We start from the raw sequence: 16,012 nt of genomic DNA on the forward strand, positions 1-16,012 counted from the left end.
ACCTCACCCGAGGGAATCAGCCCCGCAGCGCGGGGGCAAGCGGACATCGACAGGGTTGGAGCCCATTCTGCAACAGGCTCATATTGCCGGATATATTCATAAAACTGTAATTCGACTGAAATAATGAAAATTCCGAGTTGCATTCGGTATTTGGAGTATAGTCATGGTATCGCGCTTTTTATTTAAAAATGTTCGGATTTGTCATATTTACGTCATTGACAGATATATCTCTGAATGGAAACGTCTATCCTTAAGCGATGGGTCAGCATACAAAGATATCGTTCGTGATACCGAGATGCGTCTTATAGTTGCATTCTCGGAGAGTCCGACGAGTGCCGACCGGCTCGCTCGCCCCCTTGTCCACGATTGAAAACACCATGAGCGACAGCCCTCACGATACCGACCCCCAGGGGATCTACCTAAGGTTGTGCAACTGGCTCATTCGTGATCCAGTGGTGCCCAATCAGAAGCTCTCGATCACCGATATCGCCGACACCGCGCGGGTCAGCAACACGCCGGTCCGGGAAGCCCTGTTCCGGCTGTGGGCCGAGGGCATGGTGCAACTGGTGCCGAGCCGCGGCTTCTTCACCAACGACATCCGGGAAGCCGATCTGCTGGGTTTCCTCAGGACCGAACAGGCGCTGGTGGAGTTCACCCTGCGCAACCGCCTGCGCGGCGACGCGCTGATCATTCCGCCCCCCACCGAGACCGACCCCGGTCATGCCGCGGTCGCCCGGATGGAAGCGGCGCTCGATGGCCTGCTCACCCCGGTCGTGGGTCTTCAGGCGGGGCTGATCCTGCGGGCGATCCAGGGGCATCTGCATCTGTTGCGGGTGCTGGACGGCGAGGATGACGCCGCGGTCGACGCGATGCAGCACTTTGCCGCCGCGATCGAGGCGGTGCCGCCTGCGACCGGCGCCCACCGGTCGGTGGTGATCGAGGATTATTACGCCGGCTTTGCCGAGCGGCTGCCGGCGCTGATCAGCCGCCGCATCCTGCGCGCCTATCGCGTCGATGCCGGGCACGTCGACGGTGGGCACGCCGATGGTGGGCACGTCGATCGCGGGCACGCCGATCGCAGGTCAGGCGAGGGGCGCATCCAGCCGGTCGCGCAGCAGATCTCCCAGAAGGCCGACCGCGAGCGCGGTCGTTACGATGACCAGTGCGGGAAGTAGCGGAATCCAGGGCGCGACTTCCAGATAATCACGGCCATAGCCCACCATGTTGCCAAGGCTGGCCAGCGGCGGCTGCACGCCGAGCCCCAGAAACGACAACCCGCTTTCGATCAGCATGATTTCGGGAAAGTTGAGCGTGGCCGACACGATCAACGTGCCCGCCATGTTGGGCAGCACATGGCGCAGATAGATCCGGACCGGTCCGGCGCCCAGGTCGCCCGCCGCCGCGACATAACCCTGGCCCCCGGCTGAAAGCGCCAGTCCGCGCGCGATGCGGGCGATTTTCTCCCAGCCATGGAAGCCCATCAGCACCACGAACAGCAGCAGGTCGTTGCCGAAGAAGGCGAGCACCGCCAGCGCGAAGATCATGAACGGGATCGCCGCCTGCAGGTCGATCAGAACCAACAGCGCCTGTTCGATCCAGCCGCGGAAATGCGCCGCCAGAAAGCCAGCGGTCGTGCCGATCACCATGGCGATCGCCGTCGAGGCGAAGGCGATGGTCAGGCTGATCCGGATCGAGACCAGAAGCCGCGAGAGCATGTCGCGGCCCAGATCGTCGGTGCCGAGCGGATGGAGCATGCCGCCGCCCAGGCCCGCCGGCGGCGCCAGCCGCTGGCGCAGGTCGAGCGCGTCATAGGCATAGGGCGCCAGATAACCGGCGCCCAGCGCCGCCACCAGCATCAGCGCCAGCCAGCCCGCCGAGAACCAGAGCAGCAGGCGCCCGGCCTTCAATCGCGGCCACCGCCGCCGACGCCGAACGGTGGGGGCGATGCCGGCGCGCGCGGGCAGATCAGGGGCAGTGGTCATGACGGATCCTCGATCAGGCTGCCGGCGCCGCCGGCGCGGCGGATGCGCGGATCGAGCCAGCCATAGGCCAGATCGATCGCGAGATTGGCGGCAACCATGGTGGCGCCGGCCAGCAGCAGGATGGTCTGGACCACGGCCAGATCGCGGTTCGCGACCGCCGTTACCATCAACCGCCCGATGCCGGGCCAGGCAAACACGGTTTCCACCACCACCGCCCCCGCGATCAACCCGCCCAGCAGGAAGCCCAGCAGGGTGACGGTGGGGATCGCGGCATTGGGCAGGGCGTGATCGCGCACCACCCGCCGCCAGACCAGACCCTTGGCCGATGCGGTGCGGATATAGGGCCGGCCCAGCACCTCGATCATCGCCGAGCGGCTGAACCGCGCCACCGCCGCGGCGCCGGCAACGCCAAGAGTGACGACCGGCATCACCGCATGGCGCCAATCCTCCAACCCGGCTCCAGACCCCGCCCCCGATCCGGCCGAGGGCAGCCAGCCCAGTTCCACCGAGAACACCAGCACCAGCAGCAGGGCGAAGACGAAGCTTGGCATCGCATGGCCGATCATCGCCGCCGCCATGGTCACCCGGTCGCCGGCGGCATCGCGGTGCAGCGCCGCATGGATGCCGGCCGGCAGGCCGATCGCCAGCTTCATCACCAGCGCCGGCACGGTGATCATCAGCGTCGCCGGGATGCGTTCGAACACCACATCCACCGCCGGCCGGCCGTCGAGCATCGACTGGCCGAGATCGCCGGTCGCCACCGCGCGCAGATAGTGCAGGTATTGCAGCCACAGCGGCTGGTCCAGGCCCCAGGCCTTGCGGAACGCCTCGATCGCCTCGGCCGGTGCATCGACCGACAAGATCAGCAGCGCCGGATCGCCCGAGGCCCTGAGCACGACGAAGGCGAGGCTGACAATCAGCAACAGGGTGAGCGCGGCCCTGAGCAGGCGTGAGACCACGAACCCCGTCATCGCCCACCTCCGGATGCGGCCAGCGGCCGGATGTCGCGGTCACCGGGGATGAAGGCGGCGGCGGCGGCGCTTCCGGTCTCCGCGACCTGATGGCAGGCGACCATGCGGTCGGCGCCCGCCGGGCGCATCGGCGGCGGGGTGGTCCGGCACAGACCGGTCGTCAGCGGGCAACGGGGATGGAAGGCGCAGCCCTGGGGCCGGCGTGCCGGATCGGGCGGATCGCCGGCCAGCCGCACCCGGCCGGTGGCAAGGCCGGCCGTATCGCGCCGGCCCGCCACCGATGCGACCAGCGCCCGGCTATAGGGGTGCAAAGGCTGGTGCAGCACCATGTCGACCGGCCCCTGTTCGACGATCCGGCCCAGATACATCACCGCCACCCGGTCCGACACCTGACGCACCACCTTCAGATCGTGGCTGATGAACAGCGTGGTCAGCCCGCGCATCTGGCGCAGATCGTCGAGCAGGTTCAACACCTGCGCCTGCACCGAGACATCCAGCGCCGAGACTGGCTCGTCGCAGACCAGAAACGCCGGATCCAGGATCAGCGCCCGCGCCAGCACCACGCGCTGGCGCTGACCGCCCGAGAGTTCCTGCGGCCGGCGGCGGGCGACGGCGCCGTCCAGCCCCACCTCGCGCAGCAGGGTGAGCGCCCGGTCGTCGCGGTCGCGGCTGTCGCCGATCCGGTGGATGTCGAGCGGTTCGCGAAGCTGGGCCAGAACCGGCAGGCGCGGGTCCAGCGCGCCCAGCGTGTCCTGATAGACCATCTGCATCCGGCGCCGCGCATGGCGCCATGCGGCATCGCGCCGGCGCGGCACCGGCTGGCCGTCGACGGTGACCCGGCCACGGGTGATCGGGGTCAGGCCCAGCACCGCGCGCGCGGTGGTCGACTTGCCGCAGCCGCTTTCACCGACAAGGCCCAGCGTGCCGCCGCGCGGGATCTGGAAACTGACCCCGTCGACCGGCGCCACCGTCGGCGCCGGGCGCCGCAGAAACGGCAGCGGCAGGCCGGTCGCGCGGCCGCGGAAATGGCAGGCGAGGTCGTCGACGGCCACGAAGGGAGCGTCGATGGTCATCCGGCCATCTCCCACAGCATCGGCTGGCGGTGGCTATGGGGGAGGGCGGTTGCCTTGAAGCAGGCGACCTGATGGAGCCTGTCGGCGGCGAGGGTATCGGCGGCGAGGGTATCGGCGGCGAGGGGGGCCAGCGGCGGCATGCTGTCGGCGCATCCGGCGATGGCGTCGGCCTGGGCGCAGCGCGGCGCGAAGACACAACCCCGCCGGGCGGCCCCGGCGCCGGCCGCCCCCGCCGCCGGTATCTGGCCGGGAATGGCTACCAGCCGCCGGCGCGGGCCATGCAGCCGGGGCACCGCGGCCATCAGCCCGGCGGTATAGGGGTGGCGCTGGTGCCGGAAGAGGGCATCGGTGGGCGCGGTTTCAACCACCCGGCCGCAATACATCACCGCGATCCGGTCGGCCAGATCGGCGACCACGCCAAGGTCATGGCTGATCAACACCAGCGACATGCCGCGTTCGTCGCGCAGATCCGCCAGCAGATCCAGGATCTGGGCCTGAATGGTGGCGTCGAGCGCGGTTGTGGGTTCATCGGCGATCAGCAGGTCGGGTTCGCCGGCCAGCGCCATGGCGATCATCACCCGTTGACACATGCCGCCCGACAACTCATGCGGATAGGCGCCGAGCCGCGCCGCCGGGGTGGCGATGCCCACCCGGTCGAGCAGGCGGCAGGCCTCGTCGCGCGCTGGCCGGCCGCGCAGGCCGCGATGCAGGGCCAGCACTTCGCGGATCTGGCGGCCGATGCTGAGCACGGGGTTGAGCGCGCTCATCGGATCCTGAAAGATCATCGCGATGCGTCGGCCCCGGATCGAGGCGGCGGCGGCGGGATCGAGCCGGCTGACATCGCGGCCGTCGAGGCGGACCCGGCCGCCGGTCCGCGCGTTGGCACCAAGCAGGCCCAGTGCCGCCAGCCAGGTGACGCTTTTGCCGCTGCCGCTTTCGCCGACGATGCCGAGCGTTTCGCCGCGCCCGACCGCGAGGTCGATGCCGGCGACGGCGGGTGCGGCACCGCCCGTATCGCCGAAGATAACGGTGAAGCCTTCAAGGCTGAGAAGAGGGTCGGTCATGAGCCGGTTCCGATGAGGCGGCCGTCGATGGTGAGGCCATCGGGACTGCCGCGATAGCGGGTGAGGCTGCGATCGGCATGGGCGAGGCGCCACGACAGCAGGCGTTGCGCGCAATCCAGCGCCACCGCCGCGTGGTCGGGATCGCCGGCCAGGTCGCGGCGTTCATGCGGATCGGCCACCATGTCGAACAGCAGCGGCGGCAGCCCGGCGAAATGGACATATTTGAACCGCTGGCCGCGCAGCACCGCCAGACCGCACAGATCCGACGACAGACCGAGTGCCCGTTCCGCCGCAGAGGTCACCGGATCGCTGAAGTCGAATTCGAAATGGGCGGCATCGCGCCAGCCCGCCACGGTCCCGCCCCGGCAGAATGCCAGCAGGCTCGCGCCGTCGCATTGCATGGGCACCGGCAGATCCAGCCAGTCGAGGATGGTTGGCATCACATCGACGCTTTCGGTGAAGGCATCGACCACCCGGCCGCGCGCATCGCCCGGCGCGCGTGGATCGCGCACCACCAGGGGCACGTGAAAGGCGGCATCGTGATGGGTCAGCTTGCCGAACAGCCGGTGGTCGCCCAGCATCTCGCCATGATCGCTGGTGAACACGATCAGCGTGCGGTCGATCTCGCCGGTCCGGTCCAGATGGTCGAGCACCCGGCCAAGATGGTCGTCGATCTCGGTCATCAGCCCGGCATACTGGCCGCGCAGCCGCATCACCGCCGCGTCGTCGAGGTCGGCGGCAAGCCCGGGTGCGCCCTGAACGAAATCGCAGGCCCGTGTCGTGGCGGCCAGCCATTTCTGATAGGGATGGGCGTGGCCACCGCCGGCATCCCGGGCGACCGGCGCCGGCAGGCGGTCGGGCGCGTGCAGCCGGTCATAGGGTTCGGGCGCCAGAAACGGCGGATGCGGCCGCCAATAGCCCAGATGCAGGAACCAGGGCTGCCGGCGGCGACCGGCGATGTGGTCGAGTGCCGCATCGGTCGCCCAGGCGGTATCGGACAGCCGTCGCGGCACGGCGGCCGCGGGCTGCGACGCGATGCCGTCCGTCGGCCGCCAGATGTCGAACGGGTCTTCGGGCAGATCCACGCCATTGCGGCGCAGATGGCCGAAATACTGCTCGAAATCAGGCTCCTCAAGGCTGGCCAGCACCGTCCAGCCGGGCATGTTGGCGCCCAGCATGCGATAGCGCGGATCGCCCGCCGGGGTCACGCGCGGATCGGGCATCCACGAGGTGTAGCCCACCAGCGCCGGCATGTGGCCGGCGCGGCGGACCTCCTGGCCCAGATTGGTGATGTGGCCGGCCATCGGCACCCGGTTCTGCACCACCCGGTGGTTCATGGCATACATGCCGGTCAGCAGCGACGCGCGCGACGGGCCGCAGGGCGTCGCCTGGGCATAGTGGCGGCGGAAGGTGGTGCCCTCGCGCATCAGCCGTTCCAGCGCCGGCAGACGCGGCGGCTTTGGGCCACCACCATCCGCCGGCATCCAGTCGCCGCGCCACTGGTCGACCACGACGAGCAGCACGTTGGCCAGCCCCTCATCTGACCGCCCCTTATCTGGCCGCTGCATGTTGCGCGGACCCATGCCGCCCGTGGCGCCGGTCATGCGCGCCCGCCCGTGGCCGGGCCGAAATACATGGCGGGCGTGCCGGATGCCCGCCAGTCGAGCGCCTTGTCCTTGCCATAGAAGATGCCGCTTGAATGCAGCACCGTGCCCGGCGGATCGTCATGACCGAAGAGGTCGAGTACCCGGCGATGCGCGGCCAGACGGGCGTCATGGTCCATCAATGTGGCAAGCTCGGCGCCAAGTGCGTCGAATTCGTCGTTCTGCCAGGCGCCGACCTGGCGCTGGATGAAGCCGTTCGGGCCATAAAGCGGCCACAGCGACCCCATGACATCGGGCAGCACCATGTTGATCGAGCCGTTGAAGATCGCGTTCGCGGGCTTGGCGAAGACCTGATTCCAGTTCTCGACGATGTTGAGGTCGACCGTCAGCCCCACCGCGCGCCACATCTCGACCAGAACCTGGGCGGTCTGCAATTCGGCGGTGTAATAATTCACCTGAGTGCGATAGGGGATGGGCGCGCCGTCATAGCCCGCCTCTTTCAGCAGCCGCCGGGCCTCTTCCGGCGCATAGGCGGGGGCCGCGGCGTCGGCCACGAACATCCCGCCATAGGCCGGCCACTGATAGCCCTTGGGCACGTCGACCCGGCCGGCGAACAACTGGTCCACGATCAGTTTGCGGTCGATGGCCATACCGAGCGCGCGGCGCACCCTGACATCGGCCAGCGGACCGCCGGCGCGGGTGCCGTAATTCAGCACCCGGGTGTTGGCGATCGGGCCGCCGGTGACCTCAAGCCCGCCACGGCGTTCCACCAGCGGGATCTGATCAGTGCCAAGCTCGGTCGCCAGCCGCCAGTCGCCGGCGGCAAGGCCGTTCACCCGCGCCGACGCCTCGGGCACCACCCGGAACTCGATCTCGTCAAAGGCCGGCCGGCCGCCCCAATAGGCGTCATGGGCTTTCAGGCGGATCAGGCTGCCGGTGCGCACCTCCGCGACCTTGTAGGGGCCGGTGCCGACAGGGGAAAGCGCCCAGCGGTCCCAGTCGCCGTCCATCGCCTGGAACGCCCGCCGGCTGATGACCTGCGCGGCCCAGCCCGACAGGCGCGCCTCGAACAGCGGGTCGGGCGCGCGGGTCACGAACCGCACCCGGCGGTCGTCGACCGCCTCCACCCGGTCGAGCACGCCGAAGAACTGCCGGCCGATGGCGGCACCGGGCGCGCCATCGGTGTTCATGCGCGCGGGGCCGAAGGTGAAGGCGACATCCTCGGCGGAAAGCGGGCTGCCGTCGTGGAAGACCACACCCTCGCGCAGCGTGATCTCGAAGGTGGTCGGGTCGATGCGCCGGGCCTGTTCGGCCAGCCCCGCGCGGGCGACGCCCGATGCGTCGGCGCTCTGTCCCAGCGGCCGGTCATAGATATTCTCAAGCACCCGGAACGCCACATTGGTCGTCAGGCGCAGCGGGTCGAGCTGCGGCGGATTGTCCTGCACCGCGATCACCAGCCGGCCGCCGGCGGCGGCGGCGCGGGACACGCCCGCGAACGGGGTGGTCACCAGGCCGGCCGCCATGGCGGCGCTCATGCCCTTGAGATATGTCCGTCGGGACAGTGTCATGAACCGCTCTCCAATGTTCATGGGCGTCGTTCCCAGAGCCCCGCCGCATTCGGGGGTGCTCGACCTGTGGTGCCGATGTCTGGTGATTTTTCGTCTTGCGGCTGTTGGATGGCCTGTATAGACATGTGATCAGGATGTGATGCGGAGTATGTCGGCGAACGATGTAAGTTTGATGACCACCGGCCGTGTTTTCCGCCGACGCCGATATTGGCGCCAGCGGTGGGTGCTGCGGGGCGCGGTCGAGAGGAAGGAATCCGGAGCTGATGTATCGCCACGATGCCGACGACACCGTGCCGCGCTGGCGCCAGATCGAGCTGAGCCTGATGCGCGAGATCGAACGGCGAAGCCTGAAGCCGGGCGAGCGGCTGCCGTCGGAGAATGCCCTGTCGCAGATGTTCGGGGTGAACCGGGGCACCCTGCGCCGGGCCCTGGCCGAATTGCAGCGCAAGGGGCTGATCCGGATCGAGAAGGGGCGCGGCGCCTTTGTGCAGGAACATCCGGTGCTGTATGAAATCGGCCGCAGCAGCCGGTTCGGCACCAATCTGCTGAAGCAGAACCTGCGGCCCACGGCCCGGATCATCCGTGCCGCCGAAATTCCGGCGAGCATCGAGATCGCCGAATGGTTGTCGATCGATCCGGGCATGGGCGTCGTGTTCTTCGAGACCCTGGGCTTCGCCGACACGGTGCCGATTTCACTGACCCGCCACCATCTGCCGGCCGCGCGCCTGCCCGATGCCGCGCGGATGGTGTCAGGCTTCGACTGTATCAGCGATGTCTATGACCGCTTCGCCCTGGGCGAGATCACCCGGCGGGCGACCCGGATCACCGCGCGCCTGCCCGGCGACGACGAGGCCCGCCATCTTCAGCAGGCGCTGACCCAGCCGATCCTGATCGCCGAGACGGTGAAGGTCGATGCGGCGGGCATACCGGTCGACTATACCATCGCCCGCTTCGCGGCCGATCGGGTGCAACTCTTCGTGGGCGACGATATGCAGTTGATCTGAGCCGGCACCCCGATCTGGGCCGGCACCCCCATCTGAGCCGGCACCATTGTGATATATCCGCGAATGTCGGCTCCGATATCACGCGGCGCGCGCGCAGACTGTCATCATTCCGACATGAATGGTGACAGGAACTGTCATGCGTTTTCATCCAACCGCGACATCCACGGCCGAGATGGCGATGGCCATGTCGGCGCTGCTCGTCGCCGCCAGCGGCGCCCTGGTCAGGGTCGCCGATGCCGGCACACTGGTGATCATGGGGGTGGGGCTGGGCCTGCCGTCCGTGCTGGTGTGGATCGCCGCCGCCCTCTGGCCATCATTGCGGCGGAGCTTCGCCCAGCCGCTGGTGCTGGCGCGGGCGGTGTTCTGCTTCGGATCGATCTTCGGCACCTTCGCCGCCGTGGCCCGGCTCGATCTGGGCGTGGTCTATGCGGTCAATCTGGCGGCGCCGTTGACGGCGGCGGCGATCGGCGCGGTGATCTTCGCCGAACCCTTGCCGCCCGCGCGGCGGATGGCGGGCCTGCTGGCGCTGGGTGGCACCATCCTTGGCCTGATGCCGTCGCTGCCGGATGGCGACGATGCCGGTATCGCCGTCGCAGCCCTTGGCGTCAGCTTCGTCTCGACGGTGTTGATGGTGCTGACCACCCGCGCCATGGGGCGCGCGGCGATGAGCACCGCGTCCACCATGGTGTCGCTGGCCCATGTCGGCATGGCCTCGGCCGTGATGATGTGCGTCACATCCTGGCCGGCGCTGTCGGGGCCACAGGCGGTGGCGGTGGCCCTGCCGCTGGCGGCCGGGGTGGTGACGTTTCTGGCGGTCGGGCTGGCGGCGGTGGCCTATCGTCTGGCGCCGCTGGCCAATGCCGCGCCGGTTGAATGCCTGAAGCCGATTTTCGCGCTGGCCATTGCCGCGATCGCCTTTGGCGAGGCGCCGGAACCACGGGCCGTGGCCGGGATCGGCCTGGTGGTTCTGGCGCTGGTGGTGCCGCATCTGCCATGGCCGGCGCGGATGCCACGGCGGCGGTGACGGCGGGTCAGGTATCGGCGCCCCGGCTGTCGGTGAACCGGCTGTCGGTGAAGCGGCGGGCGTCGATGAAGCCATGGGCCGCGCGCGCCATCAGGTCGACGACCAGCCCGTGATAGTGCCCCTCGATCGTGTCGGTGCCGGCATGCCGGTCGGCGAAGCCGCCGAAGGGGTCGATGGCGCCGGCGGCGAGGGTGGCGGTGACCCCGTCCATGTCGAACCGGCCATCGACCGTGGCATCGGGCCGTCCGGCGAGCGCGGCCAGGGCCGCCGTCAGCGCATAGGCCGCCCAGTTGGCGGTGGTGCCGGGCAGGACATGATCGAAGGCGCGGGCGATGGGCGGGAAGTGATCATGCGCCGGGTCGTGCAGGGCCGCGGTTCCGGCCTCGTTGGCGTTGTCGAGGCAGCTCAGCAGCAGCGCGCCCTGTTCCGCCGCCCGCCCGAACAGCGGGTCCGAGCGCAGGACGTCGCCGGGAAACGGCACGCCGGTCGAGAAATAGGCCTGTCCGTCGGAAGCCCGCCCCAGATGTTCCACCGACAGCACCGCCGCCGGGCGCAGGCGGTCGATCAACGCGGTCATCGCCGGGCCATGATCGGTGTCGGGCGAAAACGGCTGCACCGTCGCACAGAAGGTCACCCGTGGCTGGGCGGCCACGGCATCCAGCATCGCCTGATCGACCACCGTGGCGCCGGCGCTGCGCAGGGCCGCCTGCGCCTGGGGGGCGAGCGGCGTTGAGATGACCACGGTCGATATGGCGCCGGTCGCCAGATACAGCGCCCGCGCCAGGGCCGCGACCCCGCAGGGGCCGTCCGGCTCCCCCAGCCAGGGCACCAGACCGGGCCGGACCGCGCAGCCGGTGACGAACACGACATGATCGCCCGACCGCAGCCGCCCGAGCAGGGCCGCCGCCGCCGGCACGGTCAGGGATGCGCCGCCTGCCGCCTGTGCCGCCGCGTCATGAAGCCGCGTGATCTTGCCGACAAGGTTCAGATCCAGCGTCATCAGAGTATCGAGCAGGTGCCCCAGCCGGTTCTGAAGAACGGCGGGCTCAGGAAAATAGTTCATGTACTGGAAGTAACCATTGGCCATATCGGATCTCCTCTGGATGCCTCCTTGAGAAGATATACGGCCAGATCTTATTTAAATTGACATATTGGACAATATATCCCTGTGAGCGACTGTCAGCCCGCCAGCGCCGGACAGCATGCGGCTCACGGATTGCTGACCGAGAATGCTGGAGTCGATGTGAAGCAGTTTCACGGGTGATCTTTCCTGAAATATCGCCGCGGGCTTCCGGCTCTTTACGATCCAATGGTTGGCTTCGCGCCAAGGGCCTGAAACTGCATGACGATCAGCCCGAGGAAGATCAGGCCGACACCGGCCAGGCGGAACAACGAGACGGGCTTTCGAGGCAGGCCGACGAGGCCCCACTGATCGATGATGATCGACGCCAGCATTTGCCCGGCGATCACCGCCATGATGAAGCCGGCGGCGCCGAGTTTTGGCGCAAGCATGAGCGCGCCGGTGATATAGGCGACGCCGACGATACCGCCGATCCATATCCAGCGGGGCGCCTGCGCCAGATTGGACAGGGTCGGCGCCCCCACCTTGGCCAGCGCCATGATGGGCAGGATGCAGGCGAAGCTGACGCAAAGGGAAACGAGCGTCCCCCAAAGAGGGTGGCCGAGAGCCCGTCCAAGTGCCGCATTGGCCCCGGCCTGAAACGGGACAACCGCACCGACGGCGATCGCGGCGAGGATAAGGAGCAGTGCGTTGGTTTGCATGGTGAACCTCCGATGTTCACCAGATGCACTATTTTGTTTATCGATGAAAATTCCGATATAATATCTCTTATATCCATGACGTGAATACCCTACGCGGCATCGACCTTAACCTTCTGGTGGTCCTCGACGCTCTGCTGGTCGAGCGGCATGTGTTGCGCACGGCCGTCCGACTGAACATGAGCCAGCCAGCGGTCAGTCACGCGCTCGGGCGTCTGCGACATCTGTTCGATGACCCCTTGCTGATACGCCGAGACGGGGGCCTCGTGCCGAGCGCAAAGGCGCTTGAGATTGTTCCGGCCCTGAACGAAGCCTTGCGACTGGTGCGGGAGGTTGTGGGGCCGGGGGGCTTCGATCCTGCGAGGGAGAAACGCACGTTCCGCCTGGCGATGTCGGATTACGGCTCTGCCGTGATCCTCCCGGGTCTGCTGAAAATGCTCCGCCTCGCGGCGCCGGGGATTGACCTGGTGATAACCCAATCAAGCCGGGAAGCCATGCTTGGGCAGGTTATGGAAGGGGAGTGCGATCTTGCCTTGGGCGTCTTTCCCGATCGTCCGGAACGGGTGGAAGCCGAACAGCTTTTCGTCGAGCGCTTCGTGTGCCTTGCGGGCTGGGAGGGAATGGCGGGCCAAGACCGCCTCGATATGGAGGCCTATCTTCTGCGGCCCCATGTCCTGGTTGCCATGAAGGACGGTGCGGACACCGAAATCGACACGGCCTTGCGCGCCATCGGCCATGCACGCCGCATTGCCGTCACGCTGCCACATTGGGGAAACGCGTCACGGTTGATCTACGGAACGGATCTCGTGCTGACCGTTGCACGGAAAGCCCTTGCGCTCTATGAACGCGACCCGGCCTTCGTTGTTTTCGAACCGCCGTTTTCAATACCGCCATTTCCCTTTGTTCAGATCTGGCACGAACGGCGCGGCGGCAATCCCGCGCATCTGTGGCTGCGCACGGCTGTCGTGGGCATGTCAAAGTCTTTGTAGGTGTCAGACATGCAGCCCCCTCGGCGCCGGCCCGCTTCTCCAGACGTCTCGCGGTCGCTTTCCCCCTGTGTGCGGCGGCGCTGACCACCCACCCCGGCGCTGAAGGCTTGCATCCCCGCCCGTCTGGCGGTATCGATAGGCCTGCTGCATTGCAGCATCGCCGCTGACCGCCGATCCTCGCCAGAAAGTGCGACCCAAGCCGATGTAGATCCCGACCGTCGCCGCATGACTGATCCCCTGACCGGTTCCGCCCCGCTGTCTCAAGCCCGGTGTCGCCTGTCGGTCGTCATGCCCGCAGACCGTCTGTCTTCATCCCCCGCGGCCCAGAAAAATTTACCCGATCATCCGCTGTTGATGCCGCCGCCGGCCTGCCAGGTCGGGTGCGCGGGTGGCGTGTGCTGATCGGGGCTCGTCCGGAGATCCTGTGCTTGTCCACCACCCTGTTCCGTCGGACCCGGTCCGAATGGCTCGGCAACATCCGTGGCGATGTTCTGTCGGGCCTCGTCGTCGCCCTGGCGTTGATCCCTGAGGCGATCGCGTTCTCGATCATCGCCGGGGTCGATCCCAAGATCGGGCTCTATGCCTCGTTCTCGATCGCGGTGATCACCGCCATTGCCGGCGGCCGGCCGGGGATGATTTCGGCCGCGACCGCCGCGACCGCCGTGCTGATGGTGACGCTGGTCCGCGATCATGGCCTGCAATATCTGCTGGCGGCCACCGTGCTTGCCGGGCTGATCCAGATCGTGGCCGGGCTGCTGAAGCTGGGTTATGTGATGCGCTTCGTGTCGAAATCGGTGATGACCGGTTTCGTCAACGCGCTCGCGATCCTGATTTTCATGGCGCAACTGCCTGAGTTGATCGGCGTGCCGCATCTGACTTATGTGATGGTCGCGGCGGGGCTGGCGATCATCTATCTGTTCCCGCGCCTGACCCGGGCGGTGCCGTCGCCGTTGATCTGCATTCTGGTGCTGACCGCGGTGTCGCTGGCTCTGGGGCTGGATCTGCGCACTGTGGGCGATATGGGCGAGCTGCCCTCGACCCTGCCGGTGTTCCTGCTGCCCGACATTCCGCTGACCATGGAGACCCTGCTGATCATCCTGCCCTATTCGGCGGCGGTGGCGGCGGTGGGGTTGCTCGAAAGCCTGATGACCGCCACCATTGTCGACGAGTTGACCGACACCCGCAGCGATCGCAACCGCGAATGCATCGGCCAGGGCCTGGCCAACACGGTCACCGGCTTCATGGGCGGCATGGCCGGCTGCGCCATGATCGGCCAGTCGGTGATCAACGTGAAATCCGGCGGCCGGGGCCGGCTGTCCTGCTTCTGCGCGGGTGTTTTCCTGCTGTTCCTGATCGTGGTGCTGGGCGACTGGGTGCGGCTGATCCCGATGGCGGCGCTGGTCGCGATCATGATCATGGTGTCGATCGGCACCTTCAGTTGGGCCTCGATCGGCCATCTGCGCAGCCATCCGCGAAGCTCCAGCATCGTGATGCTGGCGACCGTGATCACGGTGGTGGCCACCCATAATCTCGCGATCGGGGTGCTGATCGGGGTTCTGCTGTCGGGCATCTTCTTCGCCTGGAAGATCGCGCAACTGTTCCGGGTGACCTCGACCCTGTCCGATGACGGCGCCACCCGCACCTATGTGGTCGAAGGCCAGGTGTTCTTTGCCTCCGCCGAGGATTTCGCCGCCGCCTTCGACGTGCGCGAGGCGCTGGACCGGGTGGTGATCGATGTCAGCCGCGCGCATATCTGGGACATATCAAGTGTGGCCGCGCTCGACATGATCGTGCTCAAATTCAGGCGTGAAGCCACCGAGGTCGAGATCATCGGCCTGAATGCCGCCAGCGAGACCATCGTCGACCGGCTGGCGATCCACGATAAGCCCGGCGCCATGGAGCGCCTGATGGGGCATTGAGGAGGATGTTCATGACCAGGCTGCTCGCCCTGATCGACGGGTCGGCCTATGCCGACAGTGTTTGCGACCATGCGGCCTGGGTGGCCGCGCGCACCGGCGCCTCTATCGATGTGATGCATGTGCTGGGGCGGCGCGAGGCCGGCGGCAGCGCCAATCTGAGCGGCAGCCTGACGATGGATGCCCGCGAGATCCTGCTGGCCGAACTGGCGGATCTGGACGAGAAAAAGGCGCGGGTGGCCCGCAAGCTGGGCCGGGCGGTGGTCGATCAGGCGGTGGCGCGGCTGAAGGCTGACGGCATCGCCGAGGTCACGCCCAGGCTGCGCAGCGGCGACCTGATCGAGGCGGTGGCCGAGGTGGAGCCCGATACCGACCTGATCCTGATCGGCAAGCGTGGCGAGGCCGCCGATTTCGCCCGGCTGCATCTGGGGTCGAACCTGGAACGGGTGGTGCGGGCGGCGCGGCGGCCGGTGCTGGTGGCGGCCCGCGCCTTCCGGCCGGTCAACCGCTTCCTGATCGCCTTCGATGGCGGCACCAGCGCGATGAAGGCCGTGAACCACATTGCCGCCGGCAAGCTGTTCACCGGGCTTGATTGCCATCTGCTGATGGTGGGCAACCCCAACAGCGATGCCCGCGCCCGCTTCGACAATGCCGTCCAGACCCTGCGCCAGCATGATTACGCGGTCACCGCCGACATCCTGGCGGGCGAGGCGGATGCGGTGATCGCCGATCATGTGGCGTCCCACGGCATCGACCTGCTGGTGATGGGCGCCTATGGCCATTCGCGCATCCGCACCCTGATCATCGGCAGCACCACGGCCGAGATGGTGCGATCCTGTCTGGTGCCGGTGATGCTGTTCCGGTGATGACGACGATCGTCTGTGACGGCTGGTCTGACGCGCATCGGGCTGATAATGTCGCGGCGGCTATCTCTGGCGGTTATCTCGGGCGGGTCATGAGGCTGTTGCCGAATGCCCGCTACCCATGGTTTGACGCCGTCTGCTGACGGCTTGGGAGCTTGGCGGGGGTCTCGCGCGG

Annotated in this window: 14 protein-coding genes; 6 read left to right on the forward strand and 8 right to left on the reverse strand. The window is 67.6% G+C overall.

Going from position 1 to position 16,012, the window contains the following annotated elements:
* The first annotated feature begins 377 nt into the window (after nt 1-377).
* On the forward strand, nt 378-1,175 hold the full coding sequence (locus IEW15_RS22925; RefSeq protein WP_188582404.1) for a GntR family transcriptional regulator: 798 nt from the start codon (nt 378-380) through the stop codon (nt 1,173-1,175).
* Here IEW15_RS22925 and IEW15_RS22930 read toward each other — a convergent pair.
* The 6 genes from IEW15_RS22930 to IEW15_RS22955 are packed head-to-tail and all read right to left on the reverse strand — an operon-like array spanning nt 1,083 to nt 8,262.
* A complete protein-coding gene (locus tag IEW15_RS22930) occupies nt 1,083-1,982 on the reverse strand; it encodes an ABC transporter permease (RefSeq protein ID WP_188582406.1) in 900 nt (299 codons plus the stop codon). The two genes, IEW15_RS22925 and IEW15_RS22930, sit on opposite strands and share 93 nt — an antisense overlap.
* Complete coding sequence (locus tag IEW15_RS22935) at nt 1,979-2,953, reverse strand: ABC transporter permease (RefSeq protein ID WP_188582408.1); 975 nt, start codon at nt 2,951-2,953, stop codon at nt 1,979-1,981. The genes IEW15_RS22930 and IEW15_RS22935 overlap by 4 nt, the downstream gene beginning before the upstream one ends.
* The gene (locus tag IEW15_RS22940; RefSeq protein WP_322111524.1) at nt 2,950-4,020 is read right to left on the reverse strand and encodes an ABC transporter ATP-binding protein; all 1,071 of its coding nucleotides are present in this window, start codon (nt 4,018-4,020) and stop codon (nt 2,950-2,952) included. The genes IEW15_RS22935 and IEW15_RS22940 overlap by 4 nt, the downstream gene beginning before the upstream one ends.
* A 2-nt stretch (nt 4,021-4,022) precedes the next feature.
* Complete coding sequence (locus IEW15_RS22945) at nt 4,023-5,090, reverse strand: ABC transporter ATP-binding protein (RefSeq protein ID WP_188582412.1); 1,068 nt, start codon at nt 5,088-5,090, stop codon at nt 4,023-4,025.
* Nucleotides 5,087-6,694, reverse strand: coding sequence for an alkaline phosphatase family protein (locus tag IEW15_RS22950; RefSeq protein WP_229708556.1), 1,608 nt, complete (start codon nt 6,692-6,694; stop codon nt 5,087-5,089). Before IEW15_RS22950 ends, IEW15_RS22945 begins: the two co-directional genes overlap by 4 nt.
* Nucleotides 6,691-8,262 (reverse strand): ABC transporter substrate-binding protein, encoded by a 1,572-nt coding sequence (locus IEW15_RS22955; RefSeq protein ID WP_188582414.1) that lies wholly within the window; start codon nt 8,260-8,262, stop codon nt 6,691-6,693. Before IEW15_RS22955 ends, IEW15_RS22950 begins: the two co-directional genes overlap by 4 nt.
* Before the next feature lie 263 nt (nt 8,263-8,525).
* On the opposite strand from IEW15_RS22955, the gene phnF reads away from it, so the two are divergent.
* Entirely contained in the window at nt 8,526-9,266 is a 741-nt protein-coding gene (phnF, locus tag IEW15_RS22960; RefSeq protein WP_188582416.1) for a phosphonate metabolism transcriptional regulator PhnF, read from the forward strand.
* Nucleotides 9,267-9,402: 136 nt separating this feature from the next.
* Nucleotides 9,403-10,290, forward strand: a complete 888-nt coding sequence (locus IEW15_RS22965; RefSeq protein ID WP_188582418.1) for a DMT family transporter — start codon at nt 9,403-9,405, stop codon at nt 10,288-10,290.
* Between the two features lie 7 nt (nt 10,291-10,297).
* Here the strand turns inward: IEW15_RS22965 and IEW15_RS22970 are convergent, their stop codons facing one another.
* Both IEW15_RS22970 and IEW15_RS22975 read right to left on the reverse strand, forming a co-directional pair.
* On the reverse strand, nt 10,298-11,377 hold the full coding sequence (locus IEW15_RS22970) for a glutamate cyclase domain-containing protein (RefSeq protein ID WP_188582420.1): 1,080 nt from the start codon (nt 11,375-11,377) through the stop codon (nt 10,298-10,300).
* A 212-nt stretch (nt 11,378-11,589) separates the two neighbouring features.
* Complete coding sequence (locus tag IEW15_RS22975; RefSeq protein ID WP_188582423.1) at nt 11,590-12,072, reverse strand: DMT family transporter; 483 nt, start codon at nt 12,070-12,072, stop codon at nt 11,590-11,592.
* 80 nt (nt 12,073-12,152) lie between these two features.
* Here IEW15_RS22975 and IEW15_RS22980 point away from each other — a divergent pair, with 80 nt between their 5' ends.
* The 3 genes from IEW15_RS22980 to IEW15_RS22990 all read left to right on the forward strand — a co-directional run bounded on the left by IEW15_RS22980 (nt 12,153) and on the right by IEW15_RS22990 (nt 15,840).
* The gene (locus IEW15_RS22980; RefSeq protein WP_188582425.1) at nt 12,153-13,058 is read left to right on the forward strand and encodes a LysR substrate-binding domain-containing protein; all 906 of its coding nucleotides are present in this window, start codon (nt 12,153-12,155) and stop codon (nt 13,056-13,058) included.
* Between the two features lie 440 nt (nt 13,059-13,498).
* On the forward strand, nt 13,499-14,977 hold the full coding sequence (locus IEW15_RS22985) for a SulP family inorganic anion transporter (protein WP_188582431.1): 1,479 nt from the start codon (nt 13,499-13,501) through the stop codon (nt 14,975-14,977).
* A gap of 11 nt (nt 14,978-14,988) precedes the next feature.
* Nucleotides 14,989-15,840, forward strand: coding sequence for a universal stress protein (locus IEW15_RS22990; protein WP_188582427.1), 852 nt, complete (start codon nt 14,989-14,991; stop codon nt 15,838-15,840).
* Nucleotides 15,841-16,012 lie beyond the last annotated feature (172 nt).

The organism is Tistrella bauzanensis (assembly GCF_014636235.1).
GTDB lineage: Bacteria > Pseudomonadota > Alphaproteobacteria > Tistrellales > Tistrellaceae > Tistrella > Tistrella bauzanensis.

Excerpts from the sequence above, each read along its gene's own strand:
- IEW15_RS22925 (WP_188582404.1), top strand. The coding sequence starts at position 378 with ATGAGCGACAGCCCTCACGATACCGACCCCCAGGGGATCTACCTAAGG.
- IEW15_RS22930 (WP_188582406.1), bottom strand. The coding sequence starts at position 1,982 with ATGACCACTGCCCCTGATCTGCCCGCGCGCGCCGGCATCGCCCCCACC.
- IEW15_RS22935 (WP_188582408.1), bottom strand. The coding sequence starts at position 2,953 with ATGACGGGGTTCGTGGTCTCACGCCTGCTCAGGGCCGCGCTCACCCTG.
- IEW15_RS22945 (WP_188582412.1), bottom strand. The coding sequence starts at position 5,090 with ATGACCGACCCTCTTCTCAGCCTTGAAGGCTTCACCGTTATCTTCGGC.
- IEW15_RS22950 (WP_229708556.1), bottom strand. The coding sequence starts at position 6,694 with ATGACCGGCGCCACGGGCGGCATGGGTCCGCGCAACATGCAGCGGCCA.
- IEW15_RS22955 (WP_188582414.1), bottom strand. The coding sequence starts at position 8,262 with ATGACACTGTCCCGACGGACATATCTCAAGGGCATGAGCGCCGCCATG.
- phnF (WP_188582416.1), top strand. The coding sequence starts at position 8,526 with ATGTATCGCCACGATGCCGACGACACCGTGCCGCGCTGGCGCCAGATC.
- IEW15_RS22965 (WP_188582418.1), top strand. The coding sequence starts at position 9,403 with ATGCGTTTTCATCCAACCGCGACATCCACGGCCGAGATGGCGATGGCC.
- IEW15_RS22970 (WP_188582420.1), bottom strand. The coding sequence starts at position 11,377 with ATGGCCAATGGTTACTTCCAGTACATGAACTATTTTCCTGAGCCCGCC.
- IEW15_RS22975 (WP_188582423.1), bottom strand. The coding sequence starts at position 12,072 with ATGCAAACCAACGCACTGCTCCTTATCCTCGCCGCGATCGCCGTCGGT.
- IEW15_RS22990 (WP_188582427.1), top strand. The coding sequence starts at position 14,989 with ATGACCAGGCTGCTCGCCCTGATCGACGGGTCGGCCTATGCCGACAGT.